We start from the raw sequence: 23,708 nt of genomic DNA, 5'->3' as shown, positions 1-23,708 counted from the left end.
GGAAAGACGTTTTTTAGAACTAATCAGAGAACAAAAACTCAATTCAACCTCCCTTTCTCTTATTAATTCATCTCCGTAGTTGTTCTTTTTCGAAATAAACACATAACCATTCGTGATGTTAAACCTATTGATCAGTTTATTTATTGAACACTTTGGATTGCGTATCGTACAACCTCAAGCGATGCAGCAGTCCTAATCACATTGAATATCCGTGATAAGAAACATAAGTGGCTTACTCCCACAAGAATCATTTCTGCGCATCAAGTGTTTACGAATAAACCCAACGATAGGAAATATCATGAACAAATCACTTATCGCTCTTGTACTTACTGCCGTTCTAGCGGGTTGCTCATCAGGTGGAACCTCGGACCCAGCACAACCGCAATTCGATGGCGATTACGGTTTTGAAAATATCGATCCAGGTTTTGGACTAGATGACTCAGACAAAGATGGCGATTACGACAATCCAGATCCGAACTATGGCGTTGACGCACCAACACTGAAAGACAAAATCGCTCAAGCGGATCTCGGGTTTGTACACATCCCAGAGTTAGGTGATATTCCTTTCTTCAATCGTGACAACGGAAATGCTCATATTTCAACTACAAAGCTCAGGTCAGATGAAAATGAAACCTTATATGGTATTCATGTAAATGATCGTTTTGTCGGAGAGATCTTGGTTAAAGATGACGAAGTTACAGTCTCGGTTGGCGACAAAGAAATTCAGGGTAATAAAGAGAATTACCAAGATACTGAATACGCATTTTGGACAGTTCGAGACACCAACGGTAACGTGGTTGGCGACTTTAAACGTCTAGACGATGGTGTTTGGATTTTCCGTGAAGAAATGGACCGTGAAACATTCGTTCTTAAGTATCACGACGGCAAGTGGAACTTTATTCCGATGTCTGACATCAAGAACAAAGTAAAAGACAAACTGCCTTCTCATGCCGAAGTTACAAAAGTACGAACAAAGATGCAGGTCAATAAGCTACGCACTTTAAAATAGTGTACAACGCGATTTGAATAACTAGCCCCCTATCGAATAACACTCTCATCATCGAGAGTGCTATTCGAAACAAACACAAAGGAACACATAACAAAAAGCTCAAGGACGATCCCGACTAAGTTACTCATTTAATGGCGTTCTATCTCCATGAGAAGCGCTGATATTTGTATACATAAGCGAGCGATCCAATGACCAATAACAAACTCCCCCTTCTTATTCTTGCCGCAACCCTAATCTTCGGCACTTCACACGTTCAAGCCTATGAACAAACGCAAGAAGAAACGGCTATTACATTTGGGCTATCGGCTGAACGCGGTTGGAGAGATTGGTCTGCTTCATATATCAAATATCAAGGTCCAGGAACTATAGGTTATGGTGTCGAATTTACACGTTCTGCTTATAACGAGGACGATGATTCTTACGAATACAAACAACGTGACAACGAATATCAGTTTCACGCACCGATTGGTATCACAGAAAATTTGTACATCACACCCGGTTACGGCATCAAACGCACACATACAGACGTAACGCTAGAGAACCGTGAGTTCTCCGATAGCTCAACCAAACAAGTTGGTGGTTTGGACGCGACCTATATTATGGACAGTGGCTTTGTGGTTACCGCAGGTTTCGATAAGGCTGAAGGAGAAGATTTGGAGTTTTCAATTGGCGCCGGTATTGCGTGGTAAGTAAAAATCGCTGAACACGATAAAAACCAAAAGGGCCTAGATTTCTCTAGACCCTTCAATAAATAGGCTTTAGCTATTACGACATCAATTAGTCTTCGATGTAGTAAGCTTCTACAGTGCCTTTAAGAGTAATAAGCATTGGCTGACCACGACGATCCAGCGCTTTAGGTGAAGGGATCTTAACCCAACCTTCGCTGATGCAGTATTCTTCAACATCAGTACGCTCTTTACCATTTAGACGAATGCCGATTGGGTATTCGAAACACTCAGCCACGTGGTGTGGGCTGCGTGGGTTGCCTGCAAGATGATCTGGTAAAGCTGGTCTTGAATTAGTATCGCTCATGTTCATTACCTGTATGTACGTAAATAAAAAAAGTGCGTCATTCTAGTCAATATAGGCTTTGTGCTCAACAACTGCTGTAGTAAATCGTATTGATAGTTTTAATCAACGTCTAGTTGTTTGATTTATCGGCGATAGTTGCTCTGTTTGAACCCAAGATAAACCCCGTAATAAGAGAATCGAGTATTGAGCTGAGAATAGCGATGACTAAAGTAAAAATATTATTGGTATGAATAAGAGAAAGGTAGCGAAGGAATATAAAAATTGGGGAGCTATCTATGTATCTAGAAAATATGTATCTAGAAAATTAGCGCCAAACTCAAGGGCTCGGCGCTAAGTAGCAATTTTGATTACGCTTTTTCAGTCTCAACCGTTTGGTTAGAACTAGAAAGAAGCGCATCCACAATTTCTTTAGAACGAACAGCCAACACTGAAAGAAGCGTGTCACTTAGGCCGTGAGAAGATTCACAACAACCCTGTAAGAAGATTTTGACGTCACAGCTTGGCTTCATGTCTAATTGGTATGAACGCCCTACCGATTTACTATCAATCAAAGGTTCAATTGAGCTCAGCATTTGGTTGAACTCATCGTATCGATAACCAGTGGCAAGAATGATGGCATCGTATTCATTCCATGTCTGTGTTTTATTGATCGTGTCATTCAAGCGCATTGCGACTTTGTCATCCTTCTGCGCGACTTCTTGAATGTCATGGCAGCGTAGATGCTGATGTTTGCCTTCTCCCGTTACTTTTTGCAAATAGAGTAACTCATATATTGCATTGAGCTCTTCGGTATCGACTACCGAGTAGTTGGTTGCACTAAATCGAGAAAGAATATGATCGCGCTGCTCTTGCGTGCTTTCATACATATGGTCAGTGAAATCAGGATCGAACACCTCATTAACGAACGGGCTATCATCGGCAGGGTGTAATGCGAAGCGACGGTTGACCATATGAATCTCGCCATCGGCATAACGGTTTGTTAGATCAACGAATATTTCTGCCGCGCTCTGCCCTGCTCCGACTATCGCGATTTTAGGCTCTGAATTTCCTTTAAAGGTCTCGCGCCATGCTTTGTATTTTGAAGAATGGATAATTTGTTCATTATCATGGCCTTCAAACTGTTTCGGTAGCTTCGGCATTCCTCCCATACCAACAATAAGGTTCTTAGCGATTCGAACCGTCTGATTGCCGTGTATATCGGTAGAGGTAACTTTTACTTTTGAGCTATGACCGTTTTCTTCAATCGCTTCAATATCAATGACTCGCTGGCCGTAATTTACGCGTTCTGAGAATTGATTAGCAACCCAAGTCAGGTAGTCGTTAAACTCAACACGGGAAGGGTTCATGCTACCTAGATTGATGAAAGCATTGAGCCTGTCTTTGGTGTGCAAATAGTTTACGAACGAGTATGGGCTTGTTGGGTTTCGTAACGTCACCAGATCTTTCAAACAAGAGATCTGCATTCTTGTTCCATCAAGCAACATGCCGCCGTGCCATTCAAAATGAGGTTTTTGCTCTAAGAAGCAATAACTTAAGCCTTTGTCTTTAGCTTGTTCTTCTAACGCAATGGCTATCGATAAATTAGCAGGGCCAAAACCTACTCCGAGAACATCATATTCCTTAATTTGTTTCGTCATGTATAACCTCATGATAATTGTTGGGTACAAGGCCCCTATTCCGACTCCCTTTACCAGTACTTACCGCTTCATTATTAGAACTCGTTACTGAAAAAGCTGTCTTTCAACTGACACATTAAAGCCGCACGTTTGTGCGGAAATTCAAATTCTTTTACCTTGGCAAATCCATATTTCTGCAGATATCCGATCATCTTGTCGTTATCGGCTCTTGGCTCGCTAACAATCTTTTCTGTACGGGGATCTGATAGATAGATGAAGTGGCAAACGGAAGGCAGCCAAGCCGCTACTTTATGTGCACCACGGTGGGATTCTTCACCGACCAGCATATGAATACCCCGGTCATAATCCCCTGCCGCGTAATAAGGTGCGATTCGGTCTTCTTTGGTCCAGTACACTTCGATATAAGCGAAAGGCTGATTGTCTAAACACACAATAAGAAGCTGGTTCTTATTGTTTTTAACTGATTCCTCTAAGTACTTCCTGTGCTCTTCCAGTGAGCCAGTTTGCTCCCAGAAATTCGCAACACGCTGGCTGTTTTGCCACTTATTGAAGAAGGTTAAGTGTTTGTCGACATCTAAGCCTTCTAGAGTGAGTACGGCGTTAAGATCGGGAATATAACGGCGATACAACTCACCCAATAAGGGCTTTGGTCTGGCTGGGTGATACCCTGCAGCGTCGAGGACTTGCTTGTGCGGGTAAAGGTTATGATTCCTATTTTTGAGCCAAAGATCAGGTGTTTGCATAACGGCTTCACGCCATAACACCTTTAAACCTTCAGCAGTTTCAAAACACAAAGAATCCAACACTTCGCTTTTAAACTGTCCGAGTTCAATCGTTCGAATCTCAGGGTTAGCAGAGAATAGAATGGCAAAGGCAGAAAGTTGTTCCGTATTGAGCGCTGTCATTTGAGTTAAACGCCAGAACTGGTTTGTTTCACGTACAACTTCAATCACACCTGAGCTTACTTCCACGCAGTAACTGTCTTGTGCCTCACTTAAAGAAACACTCTGCCCATCGGGCAGAGTGTTCAAAGGCTGGTGGTTACCAGTCATAAGTTACGCTCGCAATCACATTACGGCGATCGCCGTAGAAGCAGTAGAAGTCACACGTAGCCACGTACTCTTTGTCTGCTAAGTTCTTTGCTGCAACTTGGAACTTGTAATCTTCGATTCGGTAACTCAATGTTGCGTCAAACAATGTGTACGAAGGAACAACGTTCGTCTCGGTATTATCAGCGTATGAATCACCAACGTAACGTGCACCCGCACCAACTGTTAGCCCATCAAGTGGACCACTCAAGAAACGGTAGTTTGCCCAAGCCGAAGCCAGTTGATCAGCAATTTGTGACGGAGTGTTACCCACATAACTGCTGTTTGCATCTTCAGTAATTTCAGAATCAATGAATGACACGTTACCGATTAACGTTAGCTCTTCGGTTACGTTAGCCACCGCCTCTAATTCAATACCACGGTTACGAACTTCACCAATTTGCGTTAGCTGACTATTAACAGTGCGCGCTAGGTTTTCTTTTGAGACTTCAAATGCCGCTATATTAAAGTAACCTTCGAAACTACGCGGTTGGTATTTCAAACCCACTTCATACTGTTCGCCGCGTTCTGGTTTAGCCGGGTCGCCATTTACGTCAAGTTGAATAATAGGATTGAACGACTGTGCATAACTAACGTATGGCGTAAAGCCATTATCCATTAGGTAAGCAACACCTAAGTTGGTTGTCCATTCTTCGTTATCAACCTTAGTTTTTACGCCCGTAGTCGTGTTGTGAGTCTTGTTTTGAGAATCATCGTAACGAACACCAATCTGAACAGCCCACTTGTCAGCAATCATCATCTGATCTTGTAGATACAAGCCAAGCTGATTGTTTTTGGTCTTGGTCGTTTGGCGGTCAGATTCATCAACAACGCTAAAGTTTGAATCAAGCAGAGTCACGTTATTGCTATATGATGGATTGAACACATCAAACAATGGATTAGCGATTGGAACTAAGCCCACTCCGGGTACTGGAATGCCAATTGAACTATTGCCATCTGCAACAAATGGGTCTGCTGCATAATCTTTGCTATCAATATCGATGTTTTGGTAATCAATACCAGCCAATAACGTATGCTCTACAACCCCTGTTTTAAAGGTATGTACCACTCGGTTATCAATGTTGAATGCGTCCGATGTGCCTTCTTCCGTTGATGCCCCACGTAGAATCTGACTGTCCGTAGGGTCATACACACCCAGGCCGTAGTCTTTAGCGTAACCAAGGGAGTACATTTGACGAAGATTGATGTCCATCTTGCTGTAACGCGTGTTCTGCATGAAGTAAGTGCTGTCATTGAAATGATGTTCAAATTCATAACCTACTGACAGTTGTTCACGCTCGAACGTTTCCCAATCTGTATTGCCTACTGCAGTGCTATCACTGATTTTGCCATTCGGATTCGAGGTTAACGTCCCTTCCATTGGTAAGAACTGTAGGTACGGATCAGAATCATCTTTCTGGTAGCTGGTTAGTAGTGTAATTTTTGTGTCGTCTGTGAATTTATAAGCCAGAGAAGGAGCGATAAAAATGCGTTCAGCTTCTACACCATCGACACGGCTGCCATTTTTACGACCAAGTGCTTGTAGGCGAAACGCCATTTTATCGTTAACTTCAGTGTTCACATCTAAGCTAATTTGCTTGCGATCATCGGTACCGTATTCGATAGCAAACTGACCCGAGCCACCGTCAAACTGTGGGCGCTTACTGATTACGTTAATAACACCACCAGGAGGGGTTTGGCCGTACAATGCAGAACCTGGACCACGCAAGATTTCTACTCTCTCCAACCCAAACGGGTCGATCTGCCAGCTGTAGAAGCCAGATGAGTACAAACGCGTTCCGTCTTGATATAAGCCACTGTTTGCTTGCTTAAATCCACGGATAACAAACCAATCTTGCTTGTTGTCTTCACCAAAATAATTCGCTTGGATACTCGGTGTGTATTGCAATGCATCGGCAATACTGATTGACGCTCGGTCGTCCATCTGCTCACGAGTAACAATAGAAATTGCTCGTGGCGTCTCGCCTATCGCAACGTCTGTTTTGGTTGCCGTGCGACTGCTTAATCCCACGTAACTAAAATCTGGACCGACTGAACTGTCTTCTAGCTGCTGACCAATAACAACAACCGTTTCATCTTCGTTGGCCTGAACCATTCCTGACGTTATAACTAAAGCGACCGCAAGTGCTGTTGGGGTGCGCATAAAGTGCCGATTCATATATTTCTCCTTCAATACGGCTATGAACCAATTGCAATAAAAACACAAACAATAACGATAATAGTTATCATTGCGATTAATAATTTAACGGAGTGTACCACGTAATTTTCAAAATAAAACATCTCAGCAATAGATATTTATAAAATTATTCACAATACAAATGTCTGTATAAGTCTTTGATTACTTGATTATTCTGAACGATACCTAAATGATCCGTGTCTATAACAACGGAATATTGGAGGTTGTTATGCTTATTCAACCCTTTTGATAACAGCTCTGAGCGCCCATTTGGCTGCCCTGCCCACCAACAATGCAATTGGGTTTTTACGCTCGGTAATTGATACCCGCGACACAAAGCACGCATGTGTTGTTCAACAGCCCAGCTATAGAGCATTTGTTTTGCGTTGTCCGCCATGTAGTGGTCGAAGTTATTTTCCGCCAACCATGTATTAAAGACTTCTGGCCACCTTTGAGGAGGTACTGAATCGAGCAACTCTAAACATCTCTGCCTCTGCGCTTTCGTAGTTGAACCAAGCAGCAATGAAATATGTTCCATGAGTTTAGTTTTTGAGGTTGGTGAGTCCCATTGGTCTTCAGCAATTTCAGTGCCTGGCACATAGCAATCGAGTAACCCAACAAACGCTATATCGTCGCCATTCCTCTCTAAACGTAATGAGATTTCCTGAGCAAGTGCCCCACCTAATGACCATCCGACTAATCGATAAGGGCCATGAGGCTGGATCTGTTTGATCGTTTGGTAGTACGTCTCGGCCATATCATTAAACGAGGAATCAAATACGCTCTCTGATACAAAGCTCTGTGACTTTATGCCAAATACACTTCTATCTCCTTCGAGTGCCTGTGCGAGTCTCTGGTAACCCGTCACACGCCCTGTTACAGGGTGAATACAGAAAACAGGTTCATTCTCGCACGTTGTATTATTGAGTTTGTCGACCAGTCGCAGGTTGGCTATGCACTGATTACTCTTTGCTACTTTCGATCCTTGTTTCATAGCACTGACAAGCGCCGTTAAACGCTCAACATACTGCTCTGCTATTTGCTCGATGCCCGCTAATGAATAGTGCGTTTTCGAAAACTCCCATGACAGGCTTAACTGCCCAGACACAACCTGAGAATTAACAACAAGTGGCGTCAACATCTGATTTAGTCCGGATTGAGGTAGGCTTCCGCCTTCGATAGGTGTACACCAGTGTGCGAAGCCGTCACTTGAGTACTGGCCTAGATAGTTAAACGTTGCAGTTGCGCGATAACTATCATTAGTCTCTTTGTTTAAATACCTAACGCCATAGCCAATGCCGCCATCTTTTTTAACGTTCTCTAAATAGTCATGAGTTTGGTTGAGCACACCTAGAATATCAGGTTGGAAATGCCCAATCATTGGGTACAAACTGGTCGTCCAACCCACCATTCTTGATAGATCAACGCTGGAAAAAACAGAGGCTTCTCGACCATGTCCTTCTAAGTACAGAGGAACCTCAGGTTGCACTTCACTCGTTAATGCTGACACTAATGCAGCAATCAACACGCTTTGAATATCTCCGTGCTCGGTGTTTGAAACACGCAATAACGTTTGAGTGAAGTCATTCGATAGTTCAGTTTTGTAAACCTGTTTATCTTGATAAAGCGCAGGAGGAAGCTCTTGCTTACTCTTGACTGAATTTGACGATTTCAAAACCAAATCATGCCAAGTGTATTGCATCAACTTTCCTTGTTCGGTAGCAGACCATTGTTCAACTTGACGGACGGTTTCATCGATTTCACTCGAATTCGGCATTAGCTGGATAGCTTGCCCCGCAACTTGTTGTTGATACGCCTTCCAAAGGTCATCTAACAGAATGCGCCAAGACACACCATCCACTGCTAAGTGGTGAATAGCTATCATCAAGCGATTTGGGGATTTTGAACATTGCGCGTAACCGGCCTGAATTAATCGACCAGTATCGATATCCATGCTTTGATGAATCTCTTGTGCAAATGCTGAAAATGCGTCTTCAGAGCTCACCGAGCTTATCCAAAGGTATTGGCGTTCTTGATAAGGTTGATACTGTTGTTTCCAACGACCTTGATGTTGTTTAAATGCGAGCCTCAAACTTGGGTGTTGTTTAACCAACGCCTGAATCGCCAATTTCAAATAGTCGGTATTCATGTCTTGTTTCAGCTCAACACAGATATGCTGATTCCAATGATCAGGCTCAGGAAACTCTTGAGCAAAGAAATGTGCCTGGATCGGCATTAAGCCAAACGCTTCTTCGGTCAAAACACGCTCTGTTGCGGCCTTATGGATATCCAACGCTTCGGCTAAGTCAGACAACGTTTTGCCTTCAAAGACTTGCTGTGGTGTTAAGTTGTAGCCCGCAACACGTACTTTACTCACCATTTGTAAGCAAAGTATCGAATCACCTCCCAATGCAAAAAAGTTATCCGCGCAGCTCACTTTCTCGATGCCTAGTAGCTGCTGCCATATATCTACGAGCAACGCCTCTTGTTCGGTTTTAGGTAACACAACTGTCGCGATCGATTGAACGTTCTCATCCATAGCGGGGAGCGAGGCTCTATCAACTTTACCAGCAGGTGTTAAAGGCAATTTATCCAAGAGCATTAATTGGTTTGGGACCATGTAATCAGGTAACTCTCGTGAAAGCGCTTCTAGAATCTCATCAAGATCAAAACGGTCAGGCTCGCTACTCTGCAAATAACCAAACAACTGTTTGTGTTGGCCGACCTCTTTCACTGCAACAACGCAATGCTCAACCTTAGAGATAGATTGCAGGCGACTTTCAATCTCTCCTAGCTCAACGCGAAATCCTCTTATCTTAACCTGTTGGTCTATACGGCCTATGTATTCCATCACGCCATCGTGATTCCAACGAACCAGATCACCAGTTCGATACATACGCTGACATGCTCGTTCGTTATTGCTATGTCTATTGCTCGTATCATCGAGATTAAACGGGTCAGGCATAAACCGCTCAGAAGTTAAATCTGGTTGGTCTAAATACCCACGTGCCAACCCAACCTCACCACCGATGTATAACTCCCCGACGGCGCCAAATGCGACTTTATTGAGCTGCGAATCCAATATGTACAAACGACGTTCGCCGACAGGCTGACCAATCGGAGCATACGCACTGTCCAATTTATCTTGAGGGTATGCGCGCCAAATCATCGGTGTGACAACCGTTTCTGTTGGTCCATAACCATTGATAATACGAGGAGGATTCACAACCTTTTGCAAACGTTGATAGGTTTCAGCGGTAAAGGCTTCGCCACCAAGTGTCCAGGAGCGGACATTGATAGATGGTTTTTGATATTCAATCCAATCAAGCAACGGACCCACGTAACTCGGCGGGAAACAGGCGATGGTAATCTTTTCATTGCACAGCACCTCGCAAGTTTTCTCAGCACTCCACAACTCTTGATCTCGGATCACAAGCTTGCTACCAAACGCTAACGGCACTGTCCAACGCTCAACAGCACCATCAAAACTAATCGAAGCGAAGTGAAGCTCGACGTCTTCTGGTGTCATACCATATTGCTTACCAATGGTTTGAACATGCATAGACAAACCATTGTGGTTAACTGCCACGCCTTTCGGTTTACCTGTCGAACCGGAGGTATAAATGATGTATGCCAATTGCTCAGGGAGTATCGTTGGCATTAATTCAGTTGGTAAACATTGTCCGTTATCTAAAAATTGAGTTAAGTCTTGCAGACGATAAACTAACGAAGTTACTTGCGGTGATGAAACGTCAAACTCAGATTGAATGTTTTGCCAACGGAGCTCTAGGCCTTGCTGGGTAATCACAAACCCCGCCTTAGAATCTTGAACCATATATGCAAGACGCTCAGTTGGATAATCAGGGTCTAGTGGTAGAAATGCCCCGCCCGCCTTCATGACTGCAACCATAGAGACAATCATTTCGACGCCTCTCTCGAACAACACACCGATCGCTTGATCTCGAACTACGCCTTTAGCGACAAGTTTGGACGCCAATTCTGATGACGCCGAATCCAATTGCGCGTAGCTCAACTCAAAGTCTTGATGCTTTAGTGCGATGGCATCAGGTCGTGCTTTGGCTTGAACTCCAATAAGTTCAACAATTGACTGAAACTCCCACTCACCTTCTGGTTGCGATAGTTTTTCTAAAACAGATGCATCGTGTCGTGTGAGGTGATTGATTCGGGCCAGGTTGTTATCTACATGCGACTCCAGACTGCCGATGAGATGTTCAAGTACAGAATTCAACTCAACCATCGCATCAGAATCGATTCGATCCTTTGAATACGTGAGCACGACACCTGTTTTTCGCTCTGTCTCACGGATATCCAGTGCAATATCGAATAACGCAAATTCCCCGTTTTGTTGCTCAGCCTTCAATGTAAGTTGGCTATCTAATTGAATCTCATCAGCCAACGAACTTTGATGGTTAAAAAGCACTTGAAACAAGGGAGTTTGTCCTGCTTTTCGTTCGTAATTCTTTGGCTCACCGTCGTTTTGCTCAGCCGTGAAAGCACTGACTAACTGATCGAATGGCAATAGTTGATGTTCTTGCGCCTCAAGTACTTTGTTGTGGGCTCCTTCAATCACATCAGATAAAGAGCTGTTAGGCGTGATGGATTGCTGAATAACCATAGTATTCACAAAAAAGCCTATCAGATTAGACACTTCGTGGCGGGTACGATTCGCCATCGGTACACCGACTGATATATCTGTGCGATACGTTACCTTGGCTAAAGCAGCCTGCCATATCCCTAACCATAAGCTCGAAGTCGTTACCGACAACTGACGCGCAATCTGTTTTAGTTTGTCAGATTGCGACTCATTGAGTTCGTAGCTGATCGAATCAGCAATGCGTCTTTGATTTGGTGTAACGTCACTATGCCAAGGGAACAGTGGGCTTTGATCTGTTTGTAAAAGCTCACGCTTCCAAAACTCAATATGTTGCTGCCCTTTCCCCGCATCCAATAACGCGCTTTGCCAATGAGAATAATCACGATATTGAATCGCTAACTCTGGCAATTTACCTTTTTGATAAAGCGTAACGAGTTCATTTAAAAATACGCCAATCGACCAACCATCAGAAACGATGTGATGCATGACAAGCTGTAGCTTCCACGAATGATCACCGGTTCGTAAACATTGCATACGAATTGGCAGTTCAGTCTCAAGCTCAAACGCTTTGCCAATAAACTCCTGCTCGGCGTCTTGAATTTGCTCTTGATTCCAACTTTGAGCATCAACACCAACCGGATGCATCACCGCCGCTTTGTCGACAAACTGAATAACCTGCTCTGTGGCACTGGTAATAAAGCGTGTTCTCAACACATCATGGCGTTCTAAGACTTGGTTGACGAGCTGGGTTAATCGGTCAATATCCAAATCACCATTAACTTTGAACGTCCCCGACATATGGTAGGCACTGTTGCCTTTGTCTAGACGATAAATATCCCACAAACGTTGTTGTGCCGGAGATAGCGAGACTTGCTGTTCAGAACCAACTGCAACAATAGGTAGTTTTTCGAAATCTAAACCTTTGTTACTCAGCAGTTCGATAAACTTGATTTGCTCTGGTTTTCCCAGTTGTAAAAACCGTTTTGCTAACGCGTGTTTATCGATTTGTCCTTGGTTAGTGGCCTTGGGTTGAGTCGTCGCTTTTGACTGACTCTTTGTTTGTAGATTGTTCTTGTCTATTGGGTCGTTCATAGCAGCTCCAGTTCGTCCATCAATGCTGCCATGGCATCGAATTCGTCTTGTTCATGTTCATTTTGTGTTTGATATTGAGCTTGCAAGCTATCCGTTAACGCCTGCAGGCTATTGGCCTCGAAAAAGTCTTTCAGTACCACCTCTAAACCAAGCTCTTGATGTGCTTTTGCGACCACTCGAGTTGCTAATAGTGAATGACCACCCAGAGCAAAGAAGTTATCGTCCAAACCCACTCGAGGGACTTCTAGAACCTCTTCCCAATTACTCGCAAACCATAATTCCAACTCCGTCTCCGGAGCGCGGTATTCGATTGACTGCCATTCCGGAGCCGGCAGAGCCTTTCTGTCACGCTTACCGTTTGGAGAAAGTGGCATCTCACTCAACCCAACCAATATACTTGGCACCATGTAGTCAGGGAGATGTTCAGAAAGGTGTTTGTTTACAAGATCTTGTTTGTCTTGATCCCAATTGGAGTCGATGACATAGCCAATCAATTGGTCGCCAGTTTGATGCTTAAACGCAATCACGGCTGACTCTTCTGCCCATTCGAGTTGATTGATCACATTTTCGATTTCTTCTAACTCAATGCGCAAGCCACGAATTTTGACTTGGTTATCCAAACGACCCAAATATTCCAATCGACCATCAGCAAGTTGAATAACTTGATCACCCGTTCGGTACATTCGGCTTCCTGACCCTCCAAACGGATTGGGTACGAATCGGTCTGCGGTAAGGTCCGGGCGAGCTAGATATTCACGCGCTAATCCAATACCCGCTAAATACAATTCACCAGGAACACCAATCGGCACAGGGTTCCAGTTGTCATCAAGTACATGTAGCTGAGTATTACTGATCGCATAACCTATCGGGATACGCTTAGACACGGGTAACTCACATGGCCAATACGTCACATCGATCGCCGCTTCTGTAGGCCCGTACAGGTTATGTAATTCAACTGGAGCGTTATTAAGCACTTGATCAACAAGGTCGGCAGGTAGTGCTTCACCACTACAGATAATGCGTTTTAAAGAAACACAGTCTGATATGTCTGTTTCTACCGAGAACGCGTTCAACATCGACGGCACAAAATGGAGTGTTGTCACCTGTTCTTGTTGAATGACTTCGGATAGGACACTTGATTGGCGATGAGCGTCAGGCGGCGCGATCGCTAAGCGTGCGCCAGTCATCAATGGCCAGAAGAACTCCCATACCGAAACATCAAAGCTAAATGGCGTTTTCTGCAACACACAATCGGATTCATTGAGTGCATATTCTTGTTGCATCCAATTCAAACGGTTTTGTAATGCAGCTTGAGTGTTCACCACTCCTTTTGGCAGGCCCGTTGAACCAGAAGTAAAGATCACATACAACGCCTGATCTGGATGCCAGTGAACTAATGGTGGCATTAATGACTGCGCTGACGTATCTAGCTGGCTTAAATCGAGATATTCGCAGCCCTCACTTTCTGGCCACAAGTGCATTGAGCTTGAATCCGTAAGCAGCAAGTCTATATTCGCCGACTGCAATATATACTTAAGTCGTTCTGCCGGATAACTTGGATCCAATGGCACATAAGCACCACCGGCACGAGTGATAGCATGCAAACCAACCACTAAGTCAAACGAACGTTCAAGTCCTAAACCAACACGCGTTTCATTAGTAACCCCTCTCTCACGCAGCCAGTTAGCGAGTTGGTTAACACGAGCATCAAATTGTTTGTATGTAAGGGTTTTACCTTGCATTGATAAGGCGACGGCATCTGGTGTTTCTTTAGCTTGCTGTTGAATCGCTTGTGACGGCGTCACGAAATCACCCCAATCAAGGGAGGTGTTATTGAACGCTCGACTTTGCTGTGTTGCATTCTCATCGATCAAATGAAGTTGGCTAACTAACTTATCACTGTTTGTAGCTACCCTATCTAAAAGTAATAGCCAATGCTCAAGCAACGCTTGTGCGAAATCTTGCGTGAAAATCGGAGACACATAGCTTACGAAACCAAGCCACTTACTTTCAGACATCTGTTGGATATCCATACCGATTTCGAGCTGAGCATTCACAACACCTGGATCAAATGGCTCGACATCGAGTCCTTGCCAGTCGAACAAGGATTGCTCATCAAAGCTCTGGAAGTTGAAACTGGTTTGGAACACCGGGTGGTACCGCAGATTTCCGGTAACCCCAAGTGATTCAACCAACATTTCAAAAGGGAAGTCTTGTCGCTGCAGTGCCTGTTCAGTGAATGACTTCACTTGATTAAGTAAACCAGAGAAAGACAGCTCTCCACTAAATTGAGACGGAATAACCAAACTGTTAATGAAGCAGCCGTGCATCGTCTGTGTTTCAATCTGTGTTCGACCAGCAACTGGCACACCAACACGTACTTGCTCTTGGCCGGAATACTTGTGCATCAGCAAGTGCCACAACGTCAGCATGACATTAAAAGGAGTCGTGTTATGTGATACAGCTAATGCAGTGATATTGGAAACTTGCTCACTTGTCAGTTCAAAGTGGAGTCGGTTACCTCGCGTATCCGCTTGATCTCTCGACACGTCACTGTGCAATACCAGTGGTTCAATGTCATATTTCAGCGCATTCAACCACCATGCTTTTTGTTCGGATGCTTCTTCTGATTCAAGCCACTGCTTTTGCCAATTCGCATAGTCTGCGTACTGTAAATCGTTAGTAATTTCCGGTGTTCGTAGCCCCTGTCCTTTCCTTTCCTCTTCACTTCTGATCATGGACACATAGCAATCAGCCAATTCTGAAAGCAGTTGCTGCATGGAGATTCCATCGCAAATAATATGGTGCGCGACAATAAGCAATTCGCCCTGTTTAACGTTCGCTGATGTCTCAGGTTTACCGATTATCCAATCAAATCGAATCAGCGAACCTTCAGAAAAATCAAACGGTTTAGCAATCAGATCTTGGTACGCAGACAACCTTTGTTCATCGGATGCAAAGTGATCATGGAGACCAAGAGGAATTTCTCGCTCAGCATGAATAGATTGCATCAGCTCACCTTCAACCTGGCTAAAGTTCGTCCTCAAGATTTCATGACGAGCAATCAGAATATTGATTGCTCGCTCAAGAGCAGTGACGTTCACATCCCCATTAAATTTAAGTCCTAAAGGCATGTGGTAAGCGGCACTGGTTGGTAGCAGTTGTTGAACGAACCACAATCGTTTTTGTACAGCAGAAGCCGGCATGTATGGCAGCCGAAGCACGCGCTCGATGGCAACCATTTCTCTCTGATTCTGAGCGTCTGACAATACACATTGCGCAGCAAGGTCTTTAAGCAATGGCGTATCAAACACCGCCTGTAATGGCAGCCTGATGTTATCTTGTTGGTTCAGCCTTCCTACAAGCTGGGTCGCCAATAGCGATTGACCACCTAAAGCAAAGAAATCATCCTCACGGCTTATCTTCTCTTTGCTAAATAGCACTTGCCATTGACTTACTAACGCTAGCTCCATCTCCCCAATCGGTGCTATATATTCTGAACTCACTTCCTCTTGCCAGTTTGGTATCGGTAAGCGTTTTTTATCGACTTTACTCGCTGGAGTTAAAGGAATCTTATCCATTTTGACAACTTGGCTAGGCACCATGTAATCAGGAAGATCTCTAGCAAGATCTTTCAGAGCCTGAACATTAGATAGCTCGTTATCGCTTTGTATATATGCCACCAGCTGTTTACCTGATGGGCTGTCACAAGCAACGACAGCACACTGATCCGAACCGGTGATCTTTTGTAGGCGAGATTCTATTTCACCAAGCTCAACTCTAAACCCTCGAATCTTAACCTGTTCGTCGCTACGACCGAGATACTCCATAACGCCATCTGAACGCCATTTCACCACATCCCCGGTTCGATACATTCGCTCACCATTACTTGAGAATGGATCAGGAATAAAACGTTCAGATGTTAGATCAGGACGTTCAAAGTACCCTCTTGCGAGCCCAACTTCTTCCCCTATATAGAGCTCTCCAGAAACACCTGCAGGAACACGGTTTAATGCCGAATCCAGCACGTATAAAGTTCGATTTCCGACGGCTTTCCCGATAGGTGCGTAAGCACTTTCTAATTCAGTTTCTGGATACGCCTCCCAAATCATTGGCGTGACAACGGTTTCGGTTGGCCCGTAACCATTAATGATTCGCTTAGGTTTTAGAACGCGTTGCAATTGGAAATAGGTATCACGAGTGAAGGCTTCGCCACCTAATGTCCACGAGCGCACATAGAGTTCGGGGCTACAGCCTTCAATCCACTCTAACAATGGCAACACATAACTTGGAGGGAAACACGCAATAGTGATCTGTTCACGTGTTAATACATCGCAGGTTTGTTGAGCGCTCCACAATGATTGGTCTCGAATAACTAAGCGTGAACCGAATGCCAATGGCACAGTCCAACGTTCAATCGCGCCATCAAAACTGATTGACGCAAAGTGCAGTTCCACATCGCTTGCTGTCATGCCATATCGCTGTCCGATAGTTTGGACATGCATGCTCAATCCTTGTTGCGACACACAAACCCCTTTCGGCTTGCCAGTCGAACCCGATGTGTAGATCATGTAAGCCAGTTGATCAGGTAAAATCGCAGGCTTTTGTTTGAGGGTTTCAGTTAAATCAAACGAGCTATAGCTGATAGTTTTAGCTTGGTTCTTAATACGATTCGCTAAAGATTCACTTAATAAATCATGAACCAAAACACGCGCTCCGCTGTCTTTGACCATAAAGTCTAAGCGCTCTTGGGGATATGAAGGATCTAATGGCAAGAAAGCCGCGCCTGCTTTCATGACACCCATCATTACCACCAGCATATTGCAGTCACGCTCAAAGAACACACCAACAATATCATCGCGTTCAACACCTTCAATAATGAGCCTCGAAGCTATCGCATCACTCTGTTCAACCACTTGTTGATAAGTTAAACGCTGTCTTTGTTGTCCATTATCAACCTCAACGTTCGATACTAGCGCTTCACTATCAGGACGCAGTAACATCTGCTTTGCCACTAAGTCGGTAAACGGTTCAAATGTCCAAGCTTCTGGTTCACGGTCAAATGAACTAAGCTCACTCACCTGCTCTGGAGCCAATTCAGACAATCGCCCTAAGCGTTCCGTTAAGTGTTGAACAAGTTGAGTTAAATAGTGTCGATTAGTTGTACACAGAGCTTCTATTTGTTGGGGTGTAAACTTACTCTCGTCGTAAGCAAAAACGATGCGAAGCGACTCGCTCGGCAAAATAGCCAAGGTTAACGGGTAATGGGTAAACTCATAACTTTCTGGCTCACCAATGCTAAATTCACCGTTCCCTTCACTATTTAGAAGTGCTTCATCCAATGGGTAGTTTTCAAAAACCACTAAGGTGTCGAATAGATTCTCACCAGACCACCCAGTTTGTGCTTGGATATCTGACAGAGACGAATAACTGAACTCACGCTGCTCACTGGATGATGTTTGAATTTCTAACATCCATTCAGATACTGATTTAGAAAGATCAATTCGATGAGAGATAGGCAACGTATTGATAAACAAACCCACCATCGAATCACTGTGAGCCAGCTCTGTCGGACGCCCCGCTACCGTATTACCAAAAACTGGGCTCTCTTGCCCGGTGAAGCGGTTCAATGTCAGTAGCCAAGCGGCTTGAGTTAACGTGTTAAGCGTGACACCCGCTTGTTTTAGCTTAGGTAACCATTCGCTGATAGTCTCAGATGAATAGTCGTCATTGTAACGATGGAAACTGGATACGTTAGAATCAGTGACCTCGGCATTCGGTTTTCCAAAAGATTCAACCAAACGTGTTGGTGATTCCATGTTTTGAAGGTAGCGCTGCCAATACTGATTAGACTGCTGACTATCTTGGTTCTGTATCCAAGACAAATAGTCTGAAAACTCACCTTTGACTGGTGCAACAGTATGGCCTTGATACAAGGCAAACAAATCGCTGAGTAGTACGCCCGTACTCCATCCATCCATTAGAATGTGGTGGATCGTAAATATACATTGCACTTGATCATCATGGGTTTGAACGAAATCGACGCGCCACAAAGGTTTTACTTTTGCATGGTCAACAAACTGCTCTAACTCAAAGCCTTGCTCAATCGTTTTCTGCTTGTAGGAATCAAGGTCAAATTGGCTACGCTTTCGAACATCCAATATCGTGTAATTCAGACTAAGTTCTGGCCATTCGGCAAGGTAAGCCCCACCATCAAATGAGAACAATGTAGAACGCAGCATTTGGTGTCTATTCATCACACCTTGCCAAGCATCAATCATCTTGGTTACATCAACGTTGTTTAAAGGCAACGTTATCTGATTGACGTACGTACTATTACTTTCAGAGAGCTTCGCGTGGAAATAGAGACCTTGTTGCAAGGTTGATAACGGTAAAATTGTTCGAGGTAATGAACTTGAAGCAACTGATGAACTTGCACTTGCACAAAGTTGATTTAATTGGGTTTGAGTCAACTCAACCAGTGGTACATCGTTGCTGGTTAATACCGGATTGGCTTCAATAAACAGTTCATGTAAACGTTCGATGCTGCTAACAAATGCCGCAGGTAGTGCCTCAACTTCAACTTGTTTGAAACTGTGACTATCCAACTCAACATCCCATGTTAAGTGCTCAGTGTGCACAGAAGCATTGATAACAATCGCCGCATCTGCAGCGTTTGATTCATCACGCCATAAGCCCGTATTTGTTACCTCAACCGCGTCATTCATCTGTTGAGTAAGATTGCCTAAATAGTTAAACAGCACATCCATATCACCAACATGAGGCCAAAGATTTTGCCTCACACCAGCATGGAACGTAACGCCGCCAAGCTCGTCTGCATTACAATTATCTTTGAGGGATTTAACCCACTCTTCCAACGAATCAAGAGCAGGAACGGCTTGCGGATATAATGATGTGAACCAGCCGACAGTTCGACTTAAATCAACCCCGGAGTTTTCGGTATAGCGACCGTGAGATTCACGATGAATGGTTAACGCCTTTCCTTGGTTTAACGTACTGACCGTTAAAGCACTCACAATGAATGCAATTTGTTCCGGAGTGAGGCGAGCAAATTCTTGGCCAGCTTTATTTAGAGCATTGATTTTTGATAAAGGAGTATGCCATTGCATCGCAATAGGCTTTCCACGTTTTGTAGGATAAAGCGGTGATTTCGTTTGCTCTGCCCAGTACGTTTTTTGATCTTCAGATATCGTCAATGTACTTAAGGTATGGCCCCAGTTACCTTGATGATGTGTCTTTTGACCCAATGAGAGTTCAGGTGATGCTATTTGAACCGTATCTTGAGTGTCATAAGCTTCTTGATGTGCACTATAAAGCTTAGCGAGGTCTTCAATAATCACTGGCCACGAAAGTGCGTCTACAACGAGATGGTGAATCGCAATTAAAATTTCGCTTTGCTGACCAAGTTCACCCTGTTTGTTCAGGCTGCTAGTTCCGACAGCACCAATGACACCGTGAGTTAGATCTATACTCGCCTGAACTTGTTCAAGGTTTATCTCGTCTTCAAATGAATGAATAGCAAACTCGGCATTGTCTTGATAATTTGCCGTCGCTTTTAATGAAGAGTCCGACGAATGAGCAAAGCGCAGTCTCAATGCGTCGTGGTGTTCAACAAGACCTTTGAATGAAGCAGTCAATCGTTCAACATCTACTGGGTAACGCCAGTTAAACTGAATGAATTGATTACAACGACTCAATTTAAAATGATCGATGTATCTTTGCTGAATGGGTAGCAGTGCGACTTCGCCTTGGAGCTTAACCTGTTCAGCTTTGACCAGCTTGGTTTCTGTTAGATTGTCCGCCATATCACTTAACTTCGGAAAATCGAAAACTTGTTTTGGCGATAACATGAAACCTTGTTGACGCACCTTTCCGACTAGTTGAAGAGCCGTAATTGAGTCACCACCTAGCGCAAAGAATTGGCTATTCGCTCCAACACTCTTCACCTTAAGTAGATCACACCAAATATCAGCAAGAACTTGTTGTCGCTCGTTCTCAACTTCACCTTGTTCGGTGTGTAGCTCAGACCAATCAGGAGCAAGCAATTGCTTTCTATCGACCTTACCTGCAGGTGTCAGAGGCAACTTGTTTTGCACAATAATGCAGGCAGGTACCATGTAATCAGGCAGCGTTTGTCCCAATAGTTCAATCCATCGAACTTCTTCATTTCTATGAGTACTTTGCGATAAAACATCGTTCAGTTCGGCCTTATTTGCTTGCGTCTCGCTTTGTTGCCCTTCACTTAGCTGAACATAACCGACAAGCTTTTTACCCGTAGGAGATTCGTGATCAACAACAGCACAGAACTCCGCGCCTGAAAGCGCCTGAAGTTGGGATTCGATCTCCCCTAGTTCGACACGGAACCCACGAATCTTAACCTGTTGGTCTACACGACCTAGGTACTCCATGATGCCATCATCGCGCCACTGAACGAGATCACCCGTTCGATACATCCTCTCGCCATTATTAGAAAATGGATCAGGAACAAAACGTTCAGCGGTTAAATTAGGCTGTTTCAAATAGCCTTCAGCTAAGCCCACTTCAGAACCAATGTACAACTCACCACTGCACCCAAATGGCACTTGGCTTAACTCAGAATCAAGTACATACAGCTTTCTATCACCGACTGGAGTTCCAATCGGCGCGTATGCGCTCTCCATTGAATCTTGTGCATACGCTTCCCAAATCATCGGCGTGATAACCGTTTCTGTTGGACCATAACCGTTAATGATTCTTGGTGGCGCTAACACATCTTGGATTCGTTCAAAGGTCTCTCGAGTGAACGCTTCACCGCCCAAGGTAATGGATCGCAGTGCCAATGGTGGTTTTGTCGCTTCAATCCAGTCGAGTAACGGGCCGACATAGCTTGGAGGAAAACAAGCGATGGTCACTTTTTCTTGTTGCAGTACATCGCAGGTCTTTTCCGCAGTCCATAACTCTTGATCACGAATCACCAAGCGAGAGCCAAAGGCTAATGGCACAGTCCAACGTTCAACCGCACCATCAAAACTAATCGATGCAAAGTGCAGTTCAACGTCATCTTCACTCATGCCATATCGCTGACCAATCGTTTGAACATGCATGCTCAAACCTTCATGAGATATGGTGACGCCTTTTGGCTTTCCCGTTGAACCAGAGGTATAGATGATATAGGCCAGCTCTTCGGCCAACGGACGTTTAAAAGAATTATCTGAAGGCAAACCTGAAAGCTCTACACTCTCAACACAGAACTGAGTAACACCATCACTACTGTTTAATACATCAGCGTATCTAGACCTAGATTTAGAATGAGTCAGGAGTAGCTCAGCACCACTATCTTCCAACATAAAATTCAATCGTTCGGTTGGGTAATCTGGGTCTAAGGGTAAGAAAGGCGCGCCCGCTTTCAGAACGGCGATCATTGAAACTATCATATCGACGCCACGCTCCATCATCACACCAATCGGTGATTTTGAAGTGGTCTTTTGAGACAAAATCGAATGCGCCAACTGGTTTGAACGAGTCTCCAACTCTAGATAGCTCATTGACTCATTTTGGTGTTTTAACGCAATACTATTCGGACACTTAACGGCTTGCTCCGTCACTAAATCAGTAAACGGACGATAGTGCCAAGAGTGATCACCCGAACCATATTGGTCTATTAACCTCATGTCCTTGCTTGAGATTGCATTTACCGACGCTACAGCTGCATCTGGTGATTGAACAATGGTCGTTAAGTTTACTTTAAAACTTTCGATGAATTTGGTGATAAAAGGACGAGTGAATTTCTCTTTTGCATAGACAAACCTTAACGGTGTATCGCCTTTATTAATAACGTCCAACACCAGTTCAAACGGTGTTTCTAATACTGGAAATTCTTCAAACTCGGCCGAAACCCCGTTGGCGTTAAGTGAAAATTTACCACCGTGATTCCGAAAGTTCAGTGCCGTTGTAGGAAGTGGTAAGTCGCCGACAAGCGCTTCTAATGGAGTACTTTCGTAGGCTAGCGACGCTTTCATTGAAGCATGAGTAGTGTTGACTAGCTGAGACAGCTTCATTTCTGCGTCAATGCGGTAACCCATCACTGCACTATTCACATAAAAACCGACCGTTCTGCGATTCTTGGCATTTCGGTTTAGGGCGGGAACACAAATTGAAGGATGAACATTAGAAGAGTACTGGCGCAGCGTTAGCATCATTGCCGACGCCAAAATCTCAAATTTGGTCGCGCCTAACTCACTGCTTAACTTTTTGATTGATTCATTGGTTTCGTTAGACAAGCTAACAAGCTCATGCCTCGCCCCATAAGTATCTTGTAATTGATCGTTAAGATTTGATATCGAGAGCGACTCTTGACTGATAAACTGATTCTCTACCCACGCCGCTTTCTGTTGTTTATAGAGATCAGACGTTTCTGCACTGGCCTGCTCTGCTGCGTAATCAAGATAACTTTGAACCTCTTTCCCATTGTAGGTTTTGCCTGCAACCGAATTAACCAGCATCTTAATTTTGATTTGAAATGACCAAGCATCAGTGACGATGTGGTGAGTCGAAAGCAACACAGCGAAGCGATGCTCACTGACTTGATAAATACAACAGCGAGCAAGATTACCTTCCAATAAATTGAAAGGTTGTTGCCAACGTTGTCGAGCATCTTGATTAATCGCTTTAATCGCATCCGAGCCACCCTGCATGTCAATACAGTCATAATCAACAGGCTTAAAAGGCAACACGCGCTGAGCTGCTTTGCCTTCGATTTCAGAAAATTGACTCCGTAGCGAAGGAAATACCGAGACCATTTCGTTTAATGAATGTTGAAGCTTTTCAACAGTTACACCGTTACCTTCAAACCAAAGTAAGCCACCCAAGTTATAGGCTAAGCTCATCGGTTGTAATTGTTGGAATAACCACAAACGTTGTTGAGAGTATGAGAGCGGATTCCAAGCGGTTACGGAATCCAAAATTTGTTCATCATCCACTGACATTTTATTACCTAAGCATGAAATTTGGTTGCAGAAACCCTCTCTTCGCCCACGAC

Annotated in this window: 8 protein-coding genes; 2 read left to right on the top strand and 6 right to left on the bottom strand. The window is 44.1% G+C overall.

What is annotated here, in order from left to right:
* The first annotated feature begins 298 nt into the window (after positions 1-298).
* Both L0992_07805 and L0992_07800 read left to right on the top strand, forming a co-directional pair.
* A complete protein-coding gene (locus L0992_07805; GenBank protein ID XGB68576.1) occupies positions 299-1,009 on the top strand; it encodes a membrane lipoprotein lipid attachment site-containing protein in 711 nt (236 codons plus the stop codon).
* A gap of 188 nt (positions 1,010-1,197) precedes the next feature.
* Entirely contained in the window at positions 1,198-1,698 is a 501-nt protein-coding gene (locus L0992_07800) for a hypothetical protein (GenBank protein XGB68575.1), read from the top strand.
* 88 nt (positions 1,699-1,786) lie between these two features.
* On the opposite strand, the gene L0992_07795 is transcribed toward L0992_07800, so the two are convergent.
* The 6 genes from L0992_07795 to L0992_07770 form a co-directional block, all read right to left on the bottom strand.
* Positions 1,787-2,041: a DUF3297 family protein gene (locus L0992_07795; GenBank protein ID XGB68574.1), complete on the bottom strand. Its 255-nt coding sequence runs from the start codon at positions 2,039-2,041 to the stop codon at positions 1,787-1,789.
* Between the two features lie 347 nt (positions 2,042-2,388).
* Positions 2,389-3,678 carry a lysine N(6)-hydroxylase/L-ornithine N(5)-oxygenase family protein gene (locus L0992_07790; protein ID XGB68573.1) on the bottom strand — a complete coding sequence of 430 codons (1,290 nt, stop codon included), beginning with the start codon at positions 3,676-3,678 and terminating at the stop codon, positions 2,389-2,391.
* Between the two features lie 74 nt (positions 3,679-3,752).
* Positions 3,753-4,730, bottom strand: coding sequence for an acetyltransferase (locus L0992_07785; GenBank protein XGB68572.1), 978 nt, complete (start codon positions 4,728-4,730; stop codon positions 3,753-3,755).
* Positions 4,720-6,930: a TonB-dependent receptor gene (locus L0992_07780; GenBank protein ID XGB68706.1), complete on the bottom strand. Its 2,211-nt coding sequence runs from the start codon at positions 6,928-6,930 to the stop codon at positions 4,720-4,722. The genes L0992_07785 and L0992_07780 overlap by 11 nt, the downstream gene beginning before the upstream one ends.
* Before the next feature lie 160 nt (positions 6,931-7,090).
* Positions 7,091-12,670, bottom strand: coding sequence for an amino acid adenylation domain-containing protein (locus L0992_07775; protein XGB68571.1), 5,580 nt, complete (start codon positions 12,668-12,670; stop codon positions 7,091-7,093).
* Positions 12,667-23,655: an amino acid adenylation domain-containing protein gene (locus L0992_07770; protein XGB68570.1), complete on the bottom strand. Its 10,989-nt coding sequence runs from the start codon at positions 23,653-23,655 to the stop codon at positions 12,667-12,669. Before L0992_07770 ends, L0992_07775 begins: the two co-directional genes overlap by 4 nt.
* Positions 23,656-23,708 lie beyond the last annotated feature (53 nt).

It is taken from the genome of Vibrio pomeroyi, assembly GCA_041879425.1.
GTDB lineage: Bacteria > Pseudomonadota > Gammaproteobacteria > Enterobacterales > Vibrionaceae > Vibrio > Vibrio pomeroyi_A.
The sequence above is the reverse complement of the archived record's forward strand: the minus strand, read 5'-3'. Positions and strand labels throughout refer to the sequence as shown.